Source organism: Streptomyces sp. NPDC017936 (genome assembly GCF_044328485.1).
GTDB lineage: Bacteria > Actinomycetota > Actinomycetes > Streptomycetales > Streptomycetaceae > Streptomyces.
The window spans coordinates 51,363-68,240 of the sequence record NZ_JBIRHK010000006.1 but is presented as its reverse complement, the minus strand read 5'-3'; the positions used below and the strand labels follow the sequence as shown (position 1 = coordinate 68,240).

General features: G+C 74.8%; 12 protein-coding genes. 7 read left to right on the top strand and 5 right to left on the bottom strand.

Annotated elements, in window-relative coordinates; all coding sequences use genetic code 11:
• A complete protein-coding gene (locus tag ACH4F6_RS14260; protein ID WP_397960414.1) occupies window positions 1–2,100 on the top strand; it encodes a trypsin-like serine peptidase in 2,100 nt (699 codons plus the stop codon).
• Between the two features lie 39 nt (window positions 2,101–2,139).
• Here the strand turns inward: ACH4F6_RS14260 and ACH4F6_RS14255 are convergent, their stop codons facing one another.
• From ACH4F6_RS14255 to ACH4F6_RS14240, 4 genes are all read right to left on the bottom strand, one after another.
• Window positions 2,140–2,388 (bottom strand): hypothetical protein, encoded by a 249-nt coding sequence (locus ACH4F6_RS14255; protein WP_397960413.1) that lies wholly within the window; start codon window positions 2,386–2,388, stop codon window positions 2,140–2,142.
• A complete protein-coding gene (locus tag ACH4F6_RS14250; protein WP_397960412.1) occupies window positions 2,385–3,719 on the bottom strand; it encodes a S8 family peptidase in 1,335 nt (444 codons plus the stop codon). Before ACH4F6_RS14250 ends, ACH4F6_RS14255 begins: the two co-directional genes overlap by 4 nt.
• Window positions 3,720–3,980: 261 nt before the next feature.
• Window positions 3,981–5,063, bottom strand: coding sequence for a sugar ABC transporter substrate-binding protein (locus ACH4F6_RS14245; RefSeq protein WP_397960411.1), 1,083 nt, complete (start codon window positions 5,061–5,063; stop codon window positions 3,981–3,983).
• Window positions 5,060–7,588, bottom strand: a complete 2,529-nt coding sequence (locus ACH4F6_RS14240) for a SpoIIE family protein phosphatase (protein WP_397960410.1) — start codon at window positions 7,586–7,588, stop codon at window positions 5,060–5,062. Before ACH4F6_RS14240 ends, ACH4F6_RS14245 begins: the two co-directional genes overlap by 4 nt.
• Before the next feature lie 592 nt (window positions 7,589–8,180).
• Here ACH4F6_RS14240 and ACH4F6_RS14235 point away from each other — a divergent pair.
• Genes ACH4F6_RS14235 through ACH4F6_RS14225 form a run of 3 tightly spaced genes read left to right on the top strand, consistent with a single transcriptional unit; the run spans window position 8,181 to window position 11,376 of the window.
• Complete coding sequence (locus ACH4F6_RS14235; protein ID WP_397960409.1) at window positions 8,181–9,278, top strand: substrate-binding domain-containing protein; 1,098 nt, start codon at window positions 8,181–8,183, stop codon at window positions 9,276–9,278.
• Window positions 9,279–9,316: 38 nt separating this feature from the next.
• Complete coding sequence (locus tag ACH4F6_RS14230) at window positions 9,317–10,099, top strand: ATP-binding cassette domain-containing protein (protein ID WP_397960408.1); 783 nt, start codon at window positions 9,317–9,319, stop codon at window positions 10,097–10,099.
• Complete coding sequence (locus ACH4F6_RS14225; protein ID WP_397960407.1) at window positions 10,093–11,376, top strand: sugar ABC transporter permease; 1,284 nt, start codon at window positions 10,093–10,095, stop codon at window positions 11,374–11,376. The genes ACH4F6_RS14230 and ACH4F6_RS14225 overlap by 7 nt, the downstream gene beginning before the upstream one ends.
• Before the next feature lie 112 nt (window positions 11,377–11,488).
• Here ACH4F6_RS14225 and ACH4F6_RS14220 read toward each other — a convergent pair whose 3' ends face one another.
• A complete protein-coding gene (locus tag ACH4F6_RS14220) occupies window positions 11,489–13,786 on the bottom strand; it encodes a SpoIIE family protein phosphatase (RefSeq protein ID WP_397960406.1) in 2,298 nt (765 codons plus the stop codon).
• A 305-nt stretch (window positions 13,787–14,091) separates the two neighbouring features.
• Here ACH4F6_RS14220 and ACH4F6_RS14215 point away from each other — a divergent pair, with 305 nt between their 5' ends.
• The 3 genes from ACH4F6_RS14215 to ACH4F6_RS14205 all read left to right on the top strand — a co-directional run bounded on the left by ACH4F6_RS14215 (window position 14,092) and on the right by ACH4F6_RS14205 (window position 16,839).
• Window positions 14,092–14,853 (top strand): hypothetical protein, encoded by a 762-nt coding sequence (locus tag ACH4F6_RS14215; RefSeq protein WP_397960405.1) that lies wholly within the window; start codon window positions 14,092–14,094, stop codon window positions 14,851–14,853.
• Window positions 14,814–15,539 carry a DUF1775 domain-containing protein gene (locus tag ACH4F6_RS14210; protein WP_397960404.1) on the top strand — a complete coding sequence of 242 codons (726 nt, stop codon included), beginning with the start codon at window positions 14,814–14,816 and terminating at the stop codon, window positions 15,537–15,539. The genes ACH4F6_RS14215 and ACH4F6_RS14210 overlap by 40 nt, the downstream gene beginning before the upstream one ends.
• Before the next feature lie 163 nt (window positions 15,540–15,702).
• Window positions 15,703–16,839 (top strand): PP2C family protein-serine/threonine phosphatase, encoded by a 1,137-nt coding sequence (locus ACH4F6_RS14205; protein ID WP_397960403.1) that lies wholly within the window; start codon window positions 15,703–15,705, stop codon window positions 16,837–16,839.
• The last annotated feature ends 39 nt before the right edge of the window (window positions 16,840–16,878 follow it).

The following is a 16,878-nucleotide window of genomic DNA, read 5'->3' as shown; positions in this document are numbered from 1 at the left end:
ATGGGAACGGCGGACAGGTCACGCCGGGAGCGGGACCACCAGCTCGCGGCGGCCGCGGCGCGGTACGGCGAGACCGGCGACGAGCGCCGCGCGGTCGAGCGGCAGCAGGACGCCGGGGTCGCCTTCCCGGACTCGCGGGAGGCGCTCGCCGCGCGCGCGGCCCGGCTGCTCGACCGGCACGCGGTGCCGGCCGCCATGGCGGTGGAGGCCGTCCGCGGCGAACCGCTGACGGCGCCCGCCGCGTACGAGCGCATCCTCGGGGCGTCCAAGGAGCTGCAGGCGTGGAGTTTCCTGCCGCGCGGTGCGCGGGCGGCCCGTACGGTGGCCCGGATCTCGGTGCGGGAGAACGGCCGCGAACTGCCGCTCGGCACCGGCTTCCTCGTGTCGCCGGGCCTGCTGATGACCAATCATCACGTGCTCACCGACGCGGAGGCCGCCCGGCAGTGCTTCGTGGAGTTCGACGCCCAGGTCACCGTCGACAACACCCCGCAGTCGCCGACGCGGCTGGAGCTGGACCCGGACGGTTTCTTCGTGACGGACGAGCGCCTCGACTACGCGCTGGTGCTGGTCGCCGCCGGCGCCGACGGGCGGCCGCCGGGAGAGACGTTCGGCTGGAACCGGCTCAGCGCCCAGCCCGGCAAGCTGGTGATCGGCGAGCCGGTCAACGTCGTCGGTCATCCGATGGGCCGTCTGAAGGAGATCGCCGTACGCGACAACATGCTCAAGGTGCGCCTGGACGACTTCCTGCACTACTGGACGGACACCGAGCCGGGCAATTCGGGGTCGCCGGTCTTCAACGACCAGTGGGAGGTCGTCGCGCTGCACCACAGCGGTGTGCCCCGCACCGACGGCCAGGGCCGCGTCCTGCGCCGTGACGGCCGGGTCTGGCAGCCGGGCGACGGCGACGACGCCATCGACTGGCTGGCCAACGAGGGCGTACGCATCAGCTCCGTCCTGAGACACCTCGCCGCGCTGCCGCTCACCCCCGGTGAGCGGGCGCTGCTGGCCGGGCTGGGTCCGGAGGCCGGGCTGGGTCTCGCGCAGGCCGCCGCCGGCCCGGCGGCGGCCCCGTCGCCCGTCGCCGGTCCGGTGGCGGCCGCGGCTCCGGCCGCCGTCGCCGGAACCGCCGCGGCCCCGGCGGCCGCCCTCGGCGTGCCGCGCCCGAGCGCCGAGAGCGCCGCCGCGCGTGCGGGGCTGCGGGCCCGGGAGGGCGCGTTCGGCGGCCACCGGCACCTGGTCTTCCTGCACGGTCGTTCGCAGGAGGGCAAGGACCCCGAGCAGCTGCGCCGCACCTGGGCAGCCGGACTGAACCAGGGGCTCGTCCGCGCCGGGCTCGCTCCGGTGGACCCGGCGGACGTCTGGTTCCCGTACTACGGCGACCGGCTGGCGCGTGCCCTCACCGCGCACGAGGCCGTTCCCCGCGTCGTGGAGGCTCCGGCTGCCACGGCGGCGGAGGTCGTCGCTCCCGTCACGCCCGCCGCCCGCGCGGTGTACGAGGAGATCGTCGCGGAGGCGGCGACGCGGTGGGAGGTGCCGCCGCAACGGCAGCTGGCCACCGAACGGATCGGCGCGGGCGACCTGGTCGGGGCCCTGCAGCGGCAGCTGAGCTGGCTGGCCGCCCGCAGCGACCTCGACGCCTGGGCCATCGCGCTGGTCTTCCGTGACGTCGCCGCCTACCTCGAGGACCGGCGGATCCGGGACGAGGTGCTGGACTGTGTGCTCGACACGATGCCGCAGGAGGGGGACGTCGTGCTCGTCGCGCACAGCCTCGGCACGGTCGTCGGCCTGGATCTCGTCACCCGGCTCTCCCCCGGCGTGCACCTGGTGCACCTGACCACGGCGGGGAGCCCGCTCGGCCTGGACAGCGTGTACACCAGGCTGCTCGTCGGCGGGCCGAAGCGTCCGGACAAGGTGGCGGACTGGTTCAACGTCTGGTGTCCGACCGACCCGGTGACCATCGGGTGCCCGCTCGGCGACGACTGGGCGGACGGTCTGACCGACCTCGCCGTCCTCAACGCCCGGGACCGGGCCCACCACATCGTGGAGTACCTCGCCCACGCCGAGGCGGCCCGGTCGATCGGCAGCCGTCTCATGAGCTGAGCCGGCGCCGGGGCGAACCCGCGGGAGGCGTCCCGGTGTTCACTGGACCGGCGCGTCGGGCGGAGGGAGCCTGACGGTGCGCTCCCGGTCGACGGCGTCGACGCCGTCGACGGCCCGCAGGGCCTCGACGCGGTCCTCGGCGACGGTGCCGGAGAGCGTGCCGACGACCGGCTGCTCGCCCGTGACCGTCAGCCCGGCCCGCCGCAGGGCCTCGACGACCTCCGTGAACCGGTCGGGGTCGACCGCGAGGACGACCCCGACCGGCCCGGGCCGGGACGGCTCGCTCACGGCGCCTGGAGGAGGCCCGCGCCGGTGTCCCGGACGGGTTGCGCCAGCGGGAACGCGCCGGCCTTCAGAGCGGTCATGATGTCCGCGGCGGAGGCCGCGGGGTTCGCCTCGACGAGCAGGGCCAGGACACCGGCGACGTGCGGTGTGGCCATGCTCGTGCCGCTCAGGTTCTGGTATCCGCCGCCGGGACGGGCCGAGCGCACGTCCCGGCCGGGCGCGGCGATGTCGATCTCGCCGCCCTGGCCGTTGATGCCGCCGTTGGAGAAGAACGACGGGGTGATCGCCTTGTCGAGGGCGGCCACCGCGAGGATGGAGGGACAGTTCGCGGGACGGCTGACGGGCTCGATGCGCGGGGGCCGGCGGCTGTCGTTGCCGGCGGCGGCGACGATCACCGTGCCGCGTTCGAGCGCGCGCTTGGCCAGGATCTCGTACGTCTGCGGGAAGATCTCACCCGGCCGGACGGGGGCGCCGAGGGACATGGAGATCACCCGTGCGCCGCGGGAGACGGCCCAGGCCATGCCCGCCATGATCTGGCCGTCGGTGCCGGTGCCCGCGTTGCTGAGCACCTTGGCCGCGAGGATCCTGGCGTCGCAGGCCACGCCGTAGCGGGGGCCCTCATGGGGTTCGGCGGGGCCGGCCGCGGTGCCTATGCAGTGGGTGCCGTGGCCGTTGCCGTCCTCGACGGCCTCGCCGGGCACGAAGGATTCCGTCGCCTCGATGCGGCCGGCGAAGTCCGGGTGGTGGGTGTCCACGCCGGTGTCGAGGACGGCGATCTTCACATCGCGTCCGGTCAGGTGGGACATGTCGGCCCGGATCGCCTGCAGGCCCCAGGTCCACCGCTGCTCGTCCCAGGCCGGTCCCTGGCCGGCGGCCATCTCCGCCCGGGAGTGGCGGGTGACCACTTCCTCGTCGCTGCGGTAGGCCGGGAAGAACTCGGTCGGTGCCTGCTGCGGGGCGGTGACCGGGAAGGCGTAGACCATGCGTTCCGGCTCCGCCGCGATGATCGAGGTCTCCGCCTCGGCGGTGGTGACCAGCGAGTGGCGCTTCTCGGGCGGCACCTCGACGACGGCGACGCCGAGGTCCGGGAAGTGCACGGAGACGTCGGGGCGCTCGAGGAGTTCCCCGACGTTCGTGGTCTCGCTTCCCATGACGCGTTCCACCGGTGCGATGGCGGCGGCGGAACTCAGCGCGTTCAGTCCGCTCTCCTGGTCTCTCGGGTCGAACACGATCACGTACCGGCCGGTGAACTCGGTGCCGGAGCTTCCGAGGGGACCGTGGTGCCCGTCGGGCTGCTCGCCGAAGACGCCCCTGTTCATGGGTCCGTTCGCCATGGGATTTCCCGCTTTCTGTGCGTCCCCCCGTTACGTGGACGCGCGCCGATCGCCCTCCGGCACGGGCCGGGGAGGGCGGGCCGCGATGCGGCCGGATGTCGGCGCGGTGGGACCGGGGCCGCGCAAGGCCGTCCCTTGCGGGGCCGTCGATCTCGCCCCCCGTACACGGTCGCACCGGGCACGAGGTCCCGCAACACAGGGCGGCGATCCGGGCACGGAGAGTGATGCGGCGCGCGTCGTGCCTGGTCCCGCCGGTTTCCTCTACGGGATTAGCCCGGCCTTCTCGCAGGCGGCCCGCAGGCGCGGGGTGCAGATCTGGTCGACCGTGTACACGCCGTCCTTGACCAGCGTCCGCGCGATGGTGTCGACCGTCACCGCCCTGGGGGTGAGCAGGACGGACGGGATGTTCCGGGTGGTGGGGCTGTCGATCGTCGTCGTGGCGGCGTCGCCGGCGTCCCCGCCGCGCCCCAGGGCGACGGCCATGGCGGCGGCGGCCGCGGCCTCCTGCCGGAAGGGCTTGTACACCGTCATGTACTGCTCGCCCTGGAGGATGCGGCGCACGGCGCCGAGTTCGGCGTCCTGGCCGGTGACGGGCGGGAACTGCCGGACGCCGGCGCGTTTCAGGGCCGCGACGACGCCCGCGGCGATGGCGTCGTTGGCGGCCAGGACACCTCCGATGCGGTCCGGGCCCAGGGCGGCGATGGCGGCGGACATGCGGGCGTGGGCGTTCTCCGTGTTCCAGCTCTGGATGTCGTAGGACCGTCCGATCGTCACCTTGCCCTCGATGACGGACAGCGCGCCCGACCTGTACCAGGCCGCGTTCGGGCTCCTCGGGTCGCCGTTCATCATGACGACGGTCCGGTCGCCGCCGCGGTCCCCCATGCCCTTCAGCAGCGCCTCGCCCTGGAGTTCACCGACCCGGCCGCCGTCGAAGCCGACGTAGCCCGAGACGGGGCCCTCGGCGAGCCGGTCGTAGGCGACGACGGGGACGCCCGCCTTGCGCGCCTCCTGGATCGAGGAGCGCAGCGCCTTGGTGTCGGCGGCGTCGAGGATCAGCACCCCCACCCCCTTGGTGATCATGGAGCTCATCTGCTGCCGTTGCTGCGCGGCGTCGTCCTCGGCGTTGGCGTACTGCACGGCGCAGTCGGGACACAGCTCCTTCAGCCGCTGCTCGATGAGCGGCTTGTCGGACTGCTCCCACCGCGCCAGCGAACGGCTCGGGAGCAGCAGGCCGACGGTGAAGCCGTCCGGGCCGCCGTCGCCCCGCCCCTGGCAGGAGACGGCGGACAGCGTCATGAGCCCCGCGACGAGGGCGGCGGCGACGTACCGTCCGCGGGCCCTCACGGCGGGCCCCCCGGCTCCCCCGGGGACGCCGGCTCCCCGGCGGCCGGCTCGCCCCGCGGTACGACGATCTCGCTCCACACCAGCTTCCCGCCGGCCACCGGCATCGAGCCGAAGGAGTCCGACACCGCCTCGACCAGCAGCAGCCCCCGGCCACCGGTCGCCTCCCAGTCCACGATGACCGGTTTGGCCGGCGCGCGGGGCGAGGAGTCGCTCACGCCGACCCGGACCCGGTCCCCGCGGAGCATCAGGTCGATGTGGACCGGCCCCTGGGTGTGCACCAGGGCGTTGGTGACGAGTTCGGACACGACCAGCAGCACCGCGTCGGCCGCTTCCCCGACCTGCCACCGGCGCAGGGTGCGGGCGGTGAAGCGACGGGCGTGCATCACGGCGTCGGGCAGCCGCCACACCGCCCAGCCGGCCTTGATCGGGCGGGTCTTCATGCCGTCGTAGCGCAGCAGCAGCAGCGCCACGTCGTCCTCACGCCGGCCGCCGTCGCCGAGCAGCCGGTCGGCCATGCGCCCGGGATCGGCCGGCTCCGCCGCCGCGAGCGCGGCGAGCGTCTGCCGCATGCCCACGTCCAGGGGCAGGTCGGAGGCCTCGACCAGGCCGTCGGTGACCATGACGAGCACCGTGCCGGGGGCCAGGGCGACCGAGGTCATCGGGAACTCGGCCTCCGCCAGCACCCCGAGCGGAGGCCCTCCCTCGACCTGCACCTCCTCGGTGCCGCCGTCGGGGTGGCGCACCAGCGGTGAGAGGTGTCCGGCCCGGACGAAGAGGATGGTGCCCTCGTCCATGTCCACCTCGGCGTAGCAGCAGGTGGCGAACAGGTCGGTCTCCATGCCGACGAGGAGGCGGTTGGCGTGCGAGACGACCACGTCGGGCGGGTGCCCCTCCACCGCGTAGGCCCGGACGGCGGTGCGCATCTGGCCCATGATCGTCGCGGCTCCGGCACTGTGTCCCTGCACGTCGCCGATGACCAGGGCCACGCGGTCCTCGGTGAGGGCGATGACGTCGTACCAGTCTCCCCCCACCTGCAGTCCGTGCCGGGCCGGCAGATAGCGGGCGACGGCCGTCCCGCCGGGCAGCTCGGGGAGCCGGCGGGGCAGCAGGCTGCGCTGCAGCATCGTCGCGAGCTCCTCCTCGGCGTCGTGCGCGTGCGCGCGCGCGAGCGCCTGTCCGACGAGGGCGGCGGTGGCGGTCAGGAAGGACCGCTCCTCGGGCACGAACTCGTGCACCCGGTCCCAGCCGACCAGGCACACTCCGGCGACCCGGCCCTTGGCGGGCAGCGGCAGCACGGCCAGGCCGCCGTCGCCGATGCCCGCGAGTCCGGGTGCGAGGACCGTTCCGGCGGGCCACAGGTCCATCCGGCCGTCCCGCAGCGCCGTCCGCAGGGCGGGCACGGCGGTGGCCGGCACGTCGGGCCACTGCGAGCGCCACGCGGAACGCCAGGCCTCCGGCCAGGCGGCGGGCTCCGGCGGGTCGAGCACGGTGACCGCGAGCCGGTCGCCCCGCGCCTCGGCGAGAGCCACCCGGTCCGCGCCCAGCGGCTCCCGCAGCACGGACACCACCAGCCGCCCGACCTCGTGGACGCTCGCGGCCTCGTCCAGCGCGGCGGTCAGCCACTGGATCCGGGAGACGTCGTCCGCGCCGCGGCGCAGGACCGAGGTCGCCGTCACCACCCCCAGCACGCGCTCCGGCCGGTCCCCGGTGCCCGCCAGCACGCGGCACCCCAGGCTCAGCCAGCGCATCTCGCCGGTGGGGCAGCGGACCCGGAACTCCAGCTCCCGTCGGCCGAAGGGCTGGGGGGACGGTTCCAGGACGGACATCAGGGCGTGCATGTCCTCCGGCAGGGCGTGCGCGAGCAGGGTCTCCGCCTTGCCGTCGAAGGCGTCCGGCGTGATGCCGACGAGTTCGAGCAGGGTGTCGTCCACCTCGACCAGGCCGGTGTCCGGCACCAGGACGAAGGAGCCGACGCCCAGTCTCCGCAGGGCGGGCACGAGCAGCGGAGACGCGCGGTCGGCCCCGGTGCGCAGCAGGCCGGTGACCGCGTCGGCGTACCGCTCCAGGAAACGGCGCCGTTCGGCGTCGAAGCCGTGCGGGTCGCTCCCGACGAGGACGAGGCAGCCCAGGCGCGCGCCCTGTGCGCCGAGCGGCAGCGCGGCGAGCGACGCCTCGGCCCGGGGCGGCACGGGGCCGCCCTCGGCATAGGCGGCGAGGGCCGTGGAGCTGAGCCACAGGGGCCGGTCGCCGCGACAGGCGTGGGCCGCGGGCGAGCCGCCGGCGAGGGACAGACGGGCCGGGAGCCCGTACTCGGCACGGGCGCACCCCGCGGTGTCGACCAGGCGGAGCTCGTCGCCGCCCCCGACGGGTACGTAGACGGCCGCGAGCGCCGCTCCGGCGAAGGCCAGGACCCGTTGGTGCGCGGTGGAGCCGGGCACCGGGAGGGGCGCCCCCGTGTCGTCGGCGCCGGACCCGGGAGCCGGCGGCTCCGAGACCCCGGCGCGGGCACGGCCGTCTTGAGGCATGTCCGCGACCTACCTCCCCGTACAGGCAGCAGGTGTCGACAGGTGGAGATCCGGCACCCAGACACCAGAATCGCATATGCGGAGGGAACGGACAGATCTCGTCGGTCTCCCCCCGGCGTCCCCTCGGCTTCCCCCCGGCCGTCCCCCAGGCCCCCTCCGGCCTCCCCACGGCCTTCCCTGCCGCCCTTCGGGCGTTCAGCCGACCGCCCCCTCCTCACGTTCCCCCCTCCCCCGTCCCCCTTCCTTTCCGCCGTCCGCACTGCGTTCGCAGATCACCCGGGCCGGTGTCAGACTGACGAGGTGGTCGTCTCGCCGCTTCCGCGCGGCACGTTCCAGGCGGGCGGTCGGCTCCCGTTTCGTCGTCGTCCGCCGGCTGCCGCACGAGCGCCGGAGCCGCGACCGCGCGTCCCCGCCGGCCCGGTCCCCCGGCTGACCCCGGCGGCTTCCGCCGTGGCGTCGCGCGCCGAACGGCCCGTACGGGCCCGTCGTCACGGGCCCGCCGTGTCCCCGCCGCCACGTCCGCGGCACGCGCCACGCGGCCGCGCTCGCGTGGACCCCCGGATCGAAGACCGGCCGAAGGGAGGTCTCCCGCATGAAGGCCTTCATCCGCGACGCGGTCGTGGCCGTGACCGCCGTGTCGGCGGCCCTCGCCCTCACGGCCTGCGGACCGAACACCGCGACCGGCCCCGGCCGGGACAACGCGGACGACGCGCCGACGATCGCCGTGCTGCTGCCGGACGCCATCACGGCCCGCTGGGAGACGCAGGACGGGCCCCTGCTCGAGGAGAAGATCAAGAAGCTGTGCGAGGAATGCACGGTCGAGCACGCCAACGCCAAGGGGGAGGTGGCGCTCCAGCAGCAGCAGATGGACTCGATGATCTCCAAAGGGGTCGACGCGATCCTGCTGGTGGCCGTGGACGGCCGGTCGCTCGCCGCCTCGGTCCGCAAGGCCGACGAGGCGGGCATCCCGGTCATCGCCTACGACCGTCTCGCCGGGGGACCGATCGCGGGCCACGTCTCCTTCGACGGTGAGCAGGTGGGCAGGCTCCAGGGCACGTCCCTGCTGCAGGGCATGGCCTCGAGAGCGCCCGACGACCAGATCGTCATGATGAACGGGGACCCCAGCGACCCGAACGCGGCGCTGTTCAAGAAGGGCGCGCTGTCCGTCCTCACCGGCCGGGTGAAGATCGGCAAGTCGTACGACACCCACCAGTGGAGGGCGGAGGTCGCGCACATGAACATGACCGGAGCCATCGCCGCCCTGGGCGCCGGGAACATCGACGGGGTGTACGCGGCCAACGACAGCCTCGCCGCGGGCAGCATCTCCGCCCTGCGCGCCAACAAGGTCGCCCCGATCCCGCCCGTCACCGGACAGGACGCCGAACTCGCGGCGGTGCGGCGCATCGTGGCCGGCCGCCAGTACATGACCGTCTACAAGCCCTTCGCCCCCGAGGCCGCGAGCGGCGCCGCGCTGGCCGTGGCCGCGGCCCGCGGGGAGAACCTCGGCAAGGTCGCCGAGGACACCGTGACCGCGCGCGACGGGACGAAGATCGCGGCCGTGATGCTGACCCCGCTGGCCGTGACCGCGGACAACATCAAGGACACGCTGGTGAAGGACGGCGTGTACACCGTCCGGCAGATCTGCGCACCCGGACTGTGGGCCGCCTGCGGCAAGGCCGGGCTCACCTGACAGCCGGGTTCCCGCCGGATCCGGCCCCGAGGAAGGAGATGGTTCCCGTGCCGGCTCCCCCCTTGCTGGCGCTGCACGGCGTGTGCAAGCGCTTCGGCGTCGTCGAGGTGCTCAGCGACATCGAGCTGGAGATCCACGCCGGCCAGGTCGTCGCCCTGCTCGGCGACAACGGGGCCGGCAAGTCCACCCTGGTGAAGGTGATCTCCGGGGTCGCCCCCGCCGACAAGGGCGCCGTCGAGTGGGAGGGCCGCACGGTCACCGTCAAACGCCCCCACGACGCCCGCGACCTCGGCATCGCCACCGTGTACCAGGACCTCGCGCTGTGCGGGAACCTCGACGTCGTCGGCAACCTGTTCCTGGGGCAGGAGCTGCGCAGGTACGGCTTCCTCGACGAGGTGGAGATGGAGCGCCGCACGCGGCACCTGCTGGAACGGCTGACCCGGGAGCTGCCCGATCTGCGCGCCCCCGTCGTCTCCCTGTCGAGCGGCCAGCGGCAGACGGTGGCCATCGCCCGCTCGCTCCTCGGCGACCCCCGGGTGCTCCTCCTGGACGAGCCGACCGCGGCCCTGGGGTTCCAGCAGACCAACGAGGTCCTGGACCTCATCGACCACCTCCGCGACCGTGGCGTGGGAGTCCTGCTGATCAGTCACAACATGGGCGACGTGAAGGCGCTCGCGGACCGGGCCGCCGTGCTGCGGCTCGGCCGCAACAACGGCTTCTTCGACGTGAACACCGCGTCCCACGAGCAGATCATCGCCTCCATCACCGGCGCCACGGAGAACGTGCCGCGCCGGCCGGCCTCCCAGGGGGCGGCATGGTGAACGAGACGCGCGGCGGGGCGGACACCTCGCGGACCGAACCCGCCGCGTCCGACGCCGGCGCGGGCCGGCCCCGGCGCGGGCGGGCCGCGGCGCGGATCGTGGAGGGCCGGGTCGCCGCTCTCCGGCGCAAGCTGAGCGCCGGTGAACTGGGAGAGCTCCCCGTCGTCCTCGTCCTCGCCGCGGTCTGGATCATCTTCCAGTCCCTCAACGAGAACTTCCTGTCCCCCCGCAACCTGTCCAACCTCAGCGTCGACATCGTGGGCACCGGGCTGATCTCGGTCGGCATCGTCTTCGTGCTGCTGCTCGGTGAGCTCGATCTCTCGGTCGGCTCGATCAGCGGGCTCGCCGCCGCCGTGTTCGCCGTCCTGAACGTGAACCACGGGGTGCCGGAGTGGCTCGCCGTGATCATCGCGGTGCTCGTGGGCACCGTGACGGGCACCGTGCAGGGGTACTCCTTCGCCAGGACCCGGGTGCCGGCGTTCGTCGTCACGCTCGCGGGGCTGCTCACCTGGAACGGCATCATGCTGTCCATCCTGGGCAACAACGGCACCATCAACCTCGACGAGAACGGCCTCGTCGCCAGGCTGACCAGCTACTACTTCACCGACGACGCCGTCGCCTACGGCCTGGCGGCGGCCGCCGCCCTCGCGGTCTTCCTCGTGCTGCACCAGGACGGACGGCGCCGCAAGGCCGTGGGCATGCCGCACCGCTCGACCGGCTCCGTCGCGGTGCGCACCGGAGGCGTCGCGGTGATCGCCTTCGCCACCGCGTACGTGCTGAACCGGTTCCAGGGGCTGCCGCTCGCGCTCCTCGTCTTCCTGGTCGTCGTGGCGGGCCTCGACGTCGTGCTCCGGCACACCCACTACGGGCGGCAGGTCTACGCGGTCGGCGGCGGCGTCGAAGCGGCCCGTCGCGCCAGCCTGAGCGTGACGCGCGTGCGGACCGCGGTGCTCGCGGTGTCGGGCACCATGGCGGCGATCGGCGGCCTGTTCCTGGCGTCGCGCATCACCTCGGTGAGCCAGACGTCCGGCTCGGGCGTCCTGCTGCTCAACGCGATCGCGGCCGCCGTCATCGGCGGCACCAGCCTGTTCGGGGGACGCGGCACGACCTGGACGGCGGTCCTCGGCATGCTGGTGATCCAGTCGATCGCCTCCGGCATGGCGATCACGGACACACCCGCCGCCGTCCAGTTCGTCATCACGGGCGGGGTGCTGTTCGCGGCGGTCGTCATCGACTCGTTCTCCCGGGGTTCGCAGGAGGCGCACGGGCGGGCCTGACACGGCCGCCCTCCGGCAGCGGACCCCGCCGGGGAGCCGGCGGTCCCGGTGACCGGCCGCGCCCGCCGACGCACGGCACCCGCCGGCCCGGCTGCGGCCGGGCGCCCCACGGTCACCCGGCGCCCGGCTCGCCCGGCGTCCCGTGCCGGCCGCGAGGCGGTGTCCCTCCCGTACGGCGGTGCGGGTCACGGCGACCGCCGGCTGAGCCGGTGCGCGCGACGCCGTCGGCGGCACCGGCGCCGTCCGCCCCGTGATCGGCGACCGTGGCGGCCCGTCCGGCCCGCGTGGCCGGCTCGTCACCGCCGTGCCGCAGGACGAGCAGGGCGATGTCGTCGGTGCGCTGCCCCGTCGTGCGCGCCTTGTCCAGCAGGTCGTCGACGAGCCGGTCCAGGTCCCGGTCGTCGGCCTGGGTGAGAAGGCCGGCGAGACCGGCGATGGCGTCGTCGAGGTCGACGCCCGGCGTCTCGATGAGCCCGTCGGTGTAGAAGGCGAGCATGAGCCCCGGCGTCAGCGGGATCTCGGTCCCGGGGAACTCGGCGTCGGGGTCGATGCCCAGCAGCGGCCCGGGCGTCACGTCCAGGGGACGGGTGCCGTGGCCGGGCAGGCGCAGCAGGGGCGGCGGGTGGCCGGCGCTGGCCAGCGTCACCCGCCCGCCCACGAAGTCGAAGTGCGCGTACAGGCAGCTGGTGAACAGGTCGGGGGCCAGATCGATGAGGAGCCGGTTGGTGCGGGAGAGGACGCTCCCGGGGGCCGTGCCCAGGGCCGCGTGGGCGTGGACGCCGGTACGGACCTGCCCCATCAGCGCCGCGGCGGCGACGTTGTGCCCCTGGACGTCGCCGATGACGGCCGCGGCGGCGTTGTCGCCGAGCCGGAGCACGTCGTAGAAGTCCCCGCCGATGTCCATCCCGCGGGTGGCGGGCAGGTAGCGGGCGGCGACCCGCAGGCCGGCGACGACCGGGAGGGCGCGCGGCAGCAGTGCCTGCTGGAGGCCGTGGGCGAGCTCGTGCTTGGTGTCGTACAGCCGGGCGCGGTCGAGTGCCTGGGCGATGAGCCCGGCGAGCGAGGCCATGACGGCGCGTTCCTCGGCCGGGAACACGTGGGGACGGTCGTAGGACAGGATGCAGATCCCGACGGGACGGCCGGAGATGATCAGCGGCAGGAAGGCCCAGGCCTGTTTGTCGCTGATCCGGGGCGCCTCGGGGGAGGCCCGCCGCATCTCCTCGGTGTCGGAGAAGAACTCGGGGGTGCCGCTGTCCATGGCCCGCCCGGCCGGGGTGAAGGAGGTGTCGAGGGACAGGCCGTCGAGCCGCTCGATGATCTCGGGGTCGTATCCGCGGTGTCCGGTGATGCGCAGCCGGCCGGCCTCGGCGGTGGACAGGACCAGGCCCTGAGCGCTGAAGGCGGGCATGATCTGGTCCGCGACCAGGTCGACGACGTCCTGGACGCCGACCACCTCGGTGAGGGCGGCGGCCAGGTGGGTGAGCTGGTAGAGCCGGCCGGCCCGGGCCGGCGGGGTGGTGTCGGGGAGCTGGTGCGGCGCGGACCAGGGCAGTGACTGCGCGCCGGTGGGGACGATGCGGACGCTGATGCCGCTGGCGTCCGGGTAGAGGTGGAAGTCCAGCCACCGGTCCGGGGGGCGGCAGGCGGTGAAGGCGACGGGTTCGCGGCTGATCACCGCGGCTCGGTAGCGCTCCTCGTACGGGGGTTCGTCCAGCCAGCGCAGGGACTGCCAGGGCAGGGTACCGAGCAGCTGACCGGCGCTGCGGCCGAGCAGGTCGCAGGCGCTGTCACTGAGGTAGGTGAAGTGCCCCTGCAGGTCCAGGGCGCAGCTGCCGCCGGGCAGGCGCTCGGCGAAGTCGGCGGCCGCCATCGCCTGCGTCGCGAGCCGGTGTCCGGTGCTCGTGGGGAGGACCCGGGGCGGTCCGCCGCGGGGCAGGGGCTTGCCGTGCTCGAAGGCCTCCTCCAGCAGCCGGGCCAGCCGTCGGCAGCTGGACGCGATGTGGCCCTGTTCCCGCCGGGTCATGTGCGGCGGACGGGTGGCCGGCCACATCAGCAGCAGGGTGCCCCAGCACCGCACGCCGGTGACCGGCGCGGCGACCAGCGCCAGCGGGTACGGGAGCGCCATCGCCGTGCGCGGGTAGGAGCGGGCCATCTGCTCCTGGCTGCCCAGCCACACCATGCGCTCCTCGCGGACGGCGTCGGCCACCGGCGCCGGGGCGGCGAGCGGGACCCTCGTCCACGGTGCGGCGAAATCGGCCGGCGCCCCGCACAGCACGTCCATGCACAGCACCTGCTCGTCCGGCCCGAGCAGGTACAGCGCGCCGATGGACGCGCCGGTCCGGCGCACCGTCTCCGCGAACGCGGCGTCCAGGGCCCCGGTGTCGGCGGCCGGGTCACCCGTGCTGGTCACGAGGCACCTCCAGCGTCGCCGGGGCGGGCCGCCGGAACGGCTGCGGGCGGCCGTCCGGCGCCGGCGCCCCGGCTTCGTCCCGTCACGACGGCGTCACCGCTCGTGCGGCGCGGGGTCACGTCGCCGTGAAGGGTGTTCGTCATGGTTCGCCATGACTCCGGGTTACCCGGCGCGCCGACAGTATGCGGCGCCCCGGACTGGCATGATCCGGTCTGATGCGCACGAAGCAGACATGGACGGAGGTACCGGCCTCTTTTCCGGCCTGCCTGCCGGGGGGACGGGCCGTGCCCCATGATGAGCGGGCCATGCCCCCGCACGTCACCGCGCCCAGCGCGCCCGTGCCCGTCCCGCGGGCCGCACTGTTCGCCGTCGTCGGCGCGGTGCTGGGGATGAGCGCCCACCGGTCGGCGGCCGAGGGACCGGTGCCCTGGGCGCAGGGCGGGACCGCGGCCGTCGTCCTGTTCGGGCTGGGGCTGGTCGGCGCGCGCCGGCCGCGCCGTCCGGCCACGGTCGTCGTCTGCTGTGTCGTCGCCCAGTACGCCCTGCACCTGTGGCTCACGCTCACCGCAGGCGGCGGACAGCCGGCCGAGGCGGCGGACAGCCGGCACGGCGCACACCTCCACGGCCACCCCGCGGGCCGGTCACCGTGGCCGCACGACTCCCTGGCCATGACGGTCGCCCACGCCCTGGCGGCCGTGCTCGTCGCCGTCCTCCTGCACCGGGCGGACTCGGCGTGCTGGACGCTGACCCACGGCGTGACGGCGGCGCTCCACGCGCTGCGCACCCGGCTGACCGCCGTCCGCCGGCTGGTCGCCGGGTGCCCGGCGGCGTCCCGGGCGCCGGGGCTGCCGCTCGTCGGGGCGCCCGGGGACGACGGGCTGCCGCCCGCCGGGCCGGTGCTCGCGCACGCGGTGACACGGCGGGGTCCTCCTCCCGGCGCGCACCCCTCGCGTCCACCGACCCCGCCGGGGCGCCGGTCCGGCATCGCCGTACGGCCGCCCCGTCCATTCCCCGCCTGGAGACACGCATGTCCCGCACCACCCTGCCGCGCGCCGCGCGGCGCCTGACCGTCCCGGCCGCCGCCGCGGCCGCCGTCCTGCTCGCCGCCGTTCCGGCCGGCGCGCACGTCGAGGTCGAGTCCGACCGGGCCCAGGCCCTCGCCGAGACCGTCGAGATCACGTTCACCGCCGAGTCGGAGTCCTCGACGGCCGGCATCACCCAGCTGCGGGTGGTCCTGCCCGAGGGCATCGAGCCCGCCGACGTGGTCTACGGCGAGGGTCCGGCGGGCTGGACGTTCAGCACCACCGCCGACGGCTACGCCGTCAAGGGCCCGGCCGTGAAGGTCGGTGAGGACGCCGAGCACTCGATCGTCGTCCGCCAGTTGCCGGACGCGAGGGAGCTGGTGTTCAAGACGCTCCAGACCTACAGCGACGGCAGGGTCGACCGCTGGATCGAGCTCGGCGAGTCCGAAGGCGACGGCCACGGCAACGAGGCTCCCGTGCTGGAGCTGGAGGCGGCCGCCCCCGGGGCGAAGACCGTGAGTCCCTCCCCCAGCGCCTCGCCGACCCCGTCGCCGACGGCCGTACCGGCCGCCGGGGCGTCCGCGCGGGCCACGCGGCAGGCGGCCGACACGGAGAAGGACGACGCGGACGGGTTGTCGACCACGGCCTGGACCGGCATCGTCGCCGTGGTCCTCGTCGTGGCCGCGGGCGCCGCGTTCCTCCTGCGCCGCCGGAGCGGCTCCGCGGAGTAGCGGCACGAGCCGACGGAGCGGCGGGCGGGCGGCGCGGGGAACGTGACGCGCGTGGTCCCGCCCGCCGCGCGGTGCGGCGGCGGCCGTCACACCGCGCAGCCGGGCGCGGAGTGCGGGAGGGTGTTGTCGAGGAGTTCGCCAGGTCGCACGAACGGGAGGGCCGGTGGAGACGTCGAGGGACCCGGGCGGCGCGTCCGCGGTCGGCGGCCCGGGCCGGACGGCGCCCCCGCTGCGCTGGTCCCTCGTGCTGTGCTGGCTCGTCGGTCTCACTGTGCTCCTGGCGGTCGTCGGGGTGTTCCTGGGCCGGGAGACCCGACTGGCCCCGTTCCTCGTGGTGGTGCCCGCGCTGGTCGCCGGGCGGGGCACCGTGCGGCAGACCGCCGTGGCGGCCGGGTGGACCACGCTGGTGATCGCCGCGGCCCTGCTCGACGCCCCGAGGGACACGGTCGGCCAGGCCGTGACGACCGTCCTGTTCGCCCTCGTCTTCAACGGCCTCAGCGTCGTGCGAGCCGGGCAGAGGGTCCGTGACGAGAGCGAGATCGCACGGCTGCGCTCCGCCGCGGCCGCCCTGCAACGGCAGCTCCTGCGGCCGTTCCCGCTGGTGACGGACCACCTCCTGGTCCACGGCCTCTACCGGCCGGTGGAGGAGGACAGCCGGGTGGGCGGTGACGTCTACGAGGTCGTGGCCTCCCCCTACGGCAGCCGGGTCTTCATCGCCGACGTCCAGGGCAAGGGCCTGCCGGCCATCAGCGCGGCCTTCGCGGTGCTGAGCGCCTTCCGTGAGGCGGCGGTGTCCGAACCCACGCTCACCGGCGTCGTCGACGCCCTGGAGGAGGCGGTGCTGCGGCACAACTCCTTCGCGGCACAGGTCGGCGCCAGGGAGCGGTTCGTGACGGCGCTGGTGCTGGGCGTCACCGACGGCGAGGAGGTCCAGGCGATCAACTGCGGCCACGTGGCGCCCCTGCTGCTCTGCCACGAGGGGGCCGCCCAGGTCCTGCGGGGCGAGCCCTGCGTGCCGCTCGGCCTCGACGCGATGGCTCCGGAACCGCGCACCGTCGAGTGGTTCCGCTTCCCGCCCGGGTGCACCCTGCTGCTCTGCACGGACGGGGTCACCGAGGCCCGCGATCCGTCGGGCGGCTTCTACCCCCTCGAACAGCGCGCCGCGAACTGGGGCGACGTCCGCGCCGGCGACGTGCCGGCGACCGTCTACCGCGATCTGCGGCTCCACTCGGCGGGCACGCCCAGCGACGACACGGCGCTGCTCGTGCTGCGCCGGCGGCAGGACGCCGGCCCCGCATGAGGACACCGGCCCGGGACGAGGCGCCGGCGGGGAGAAGGC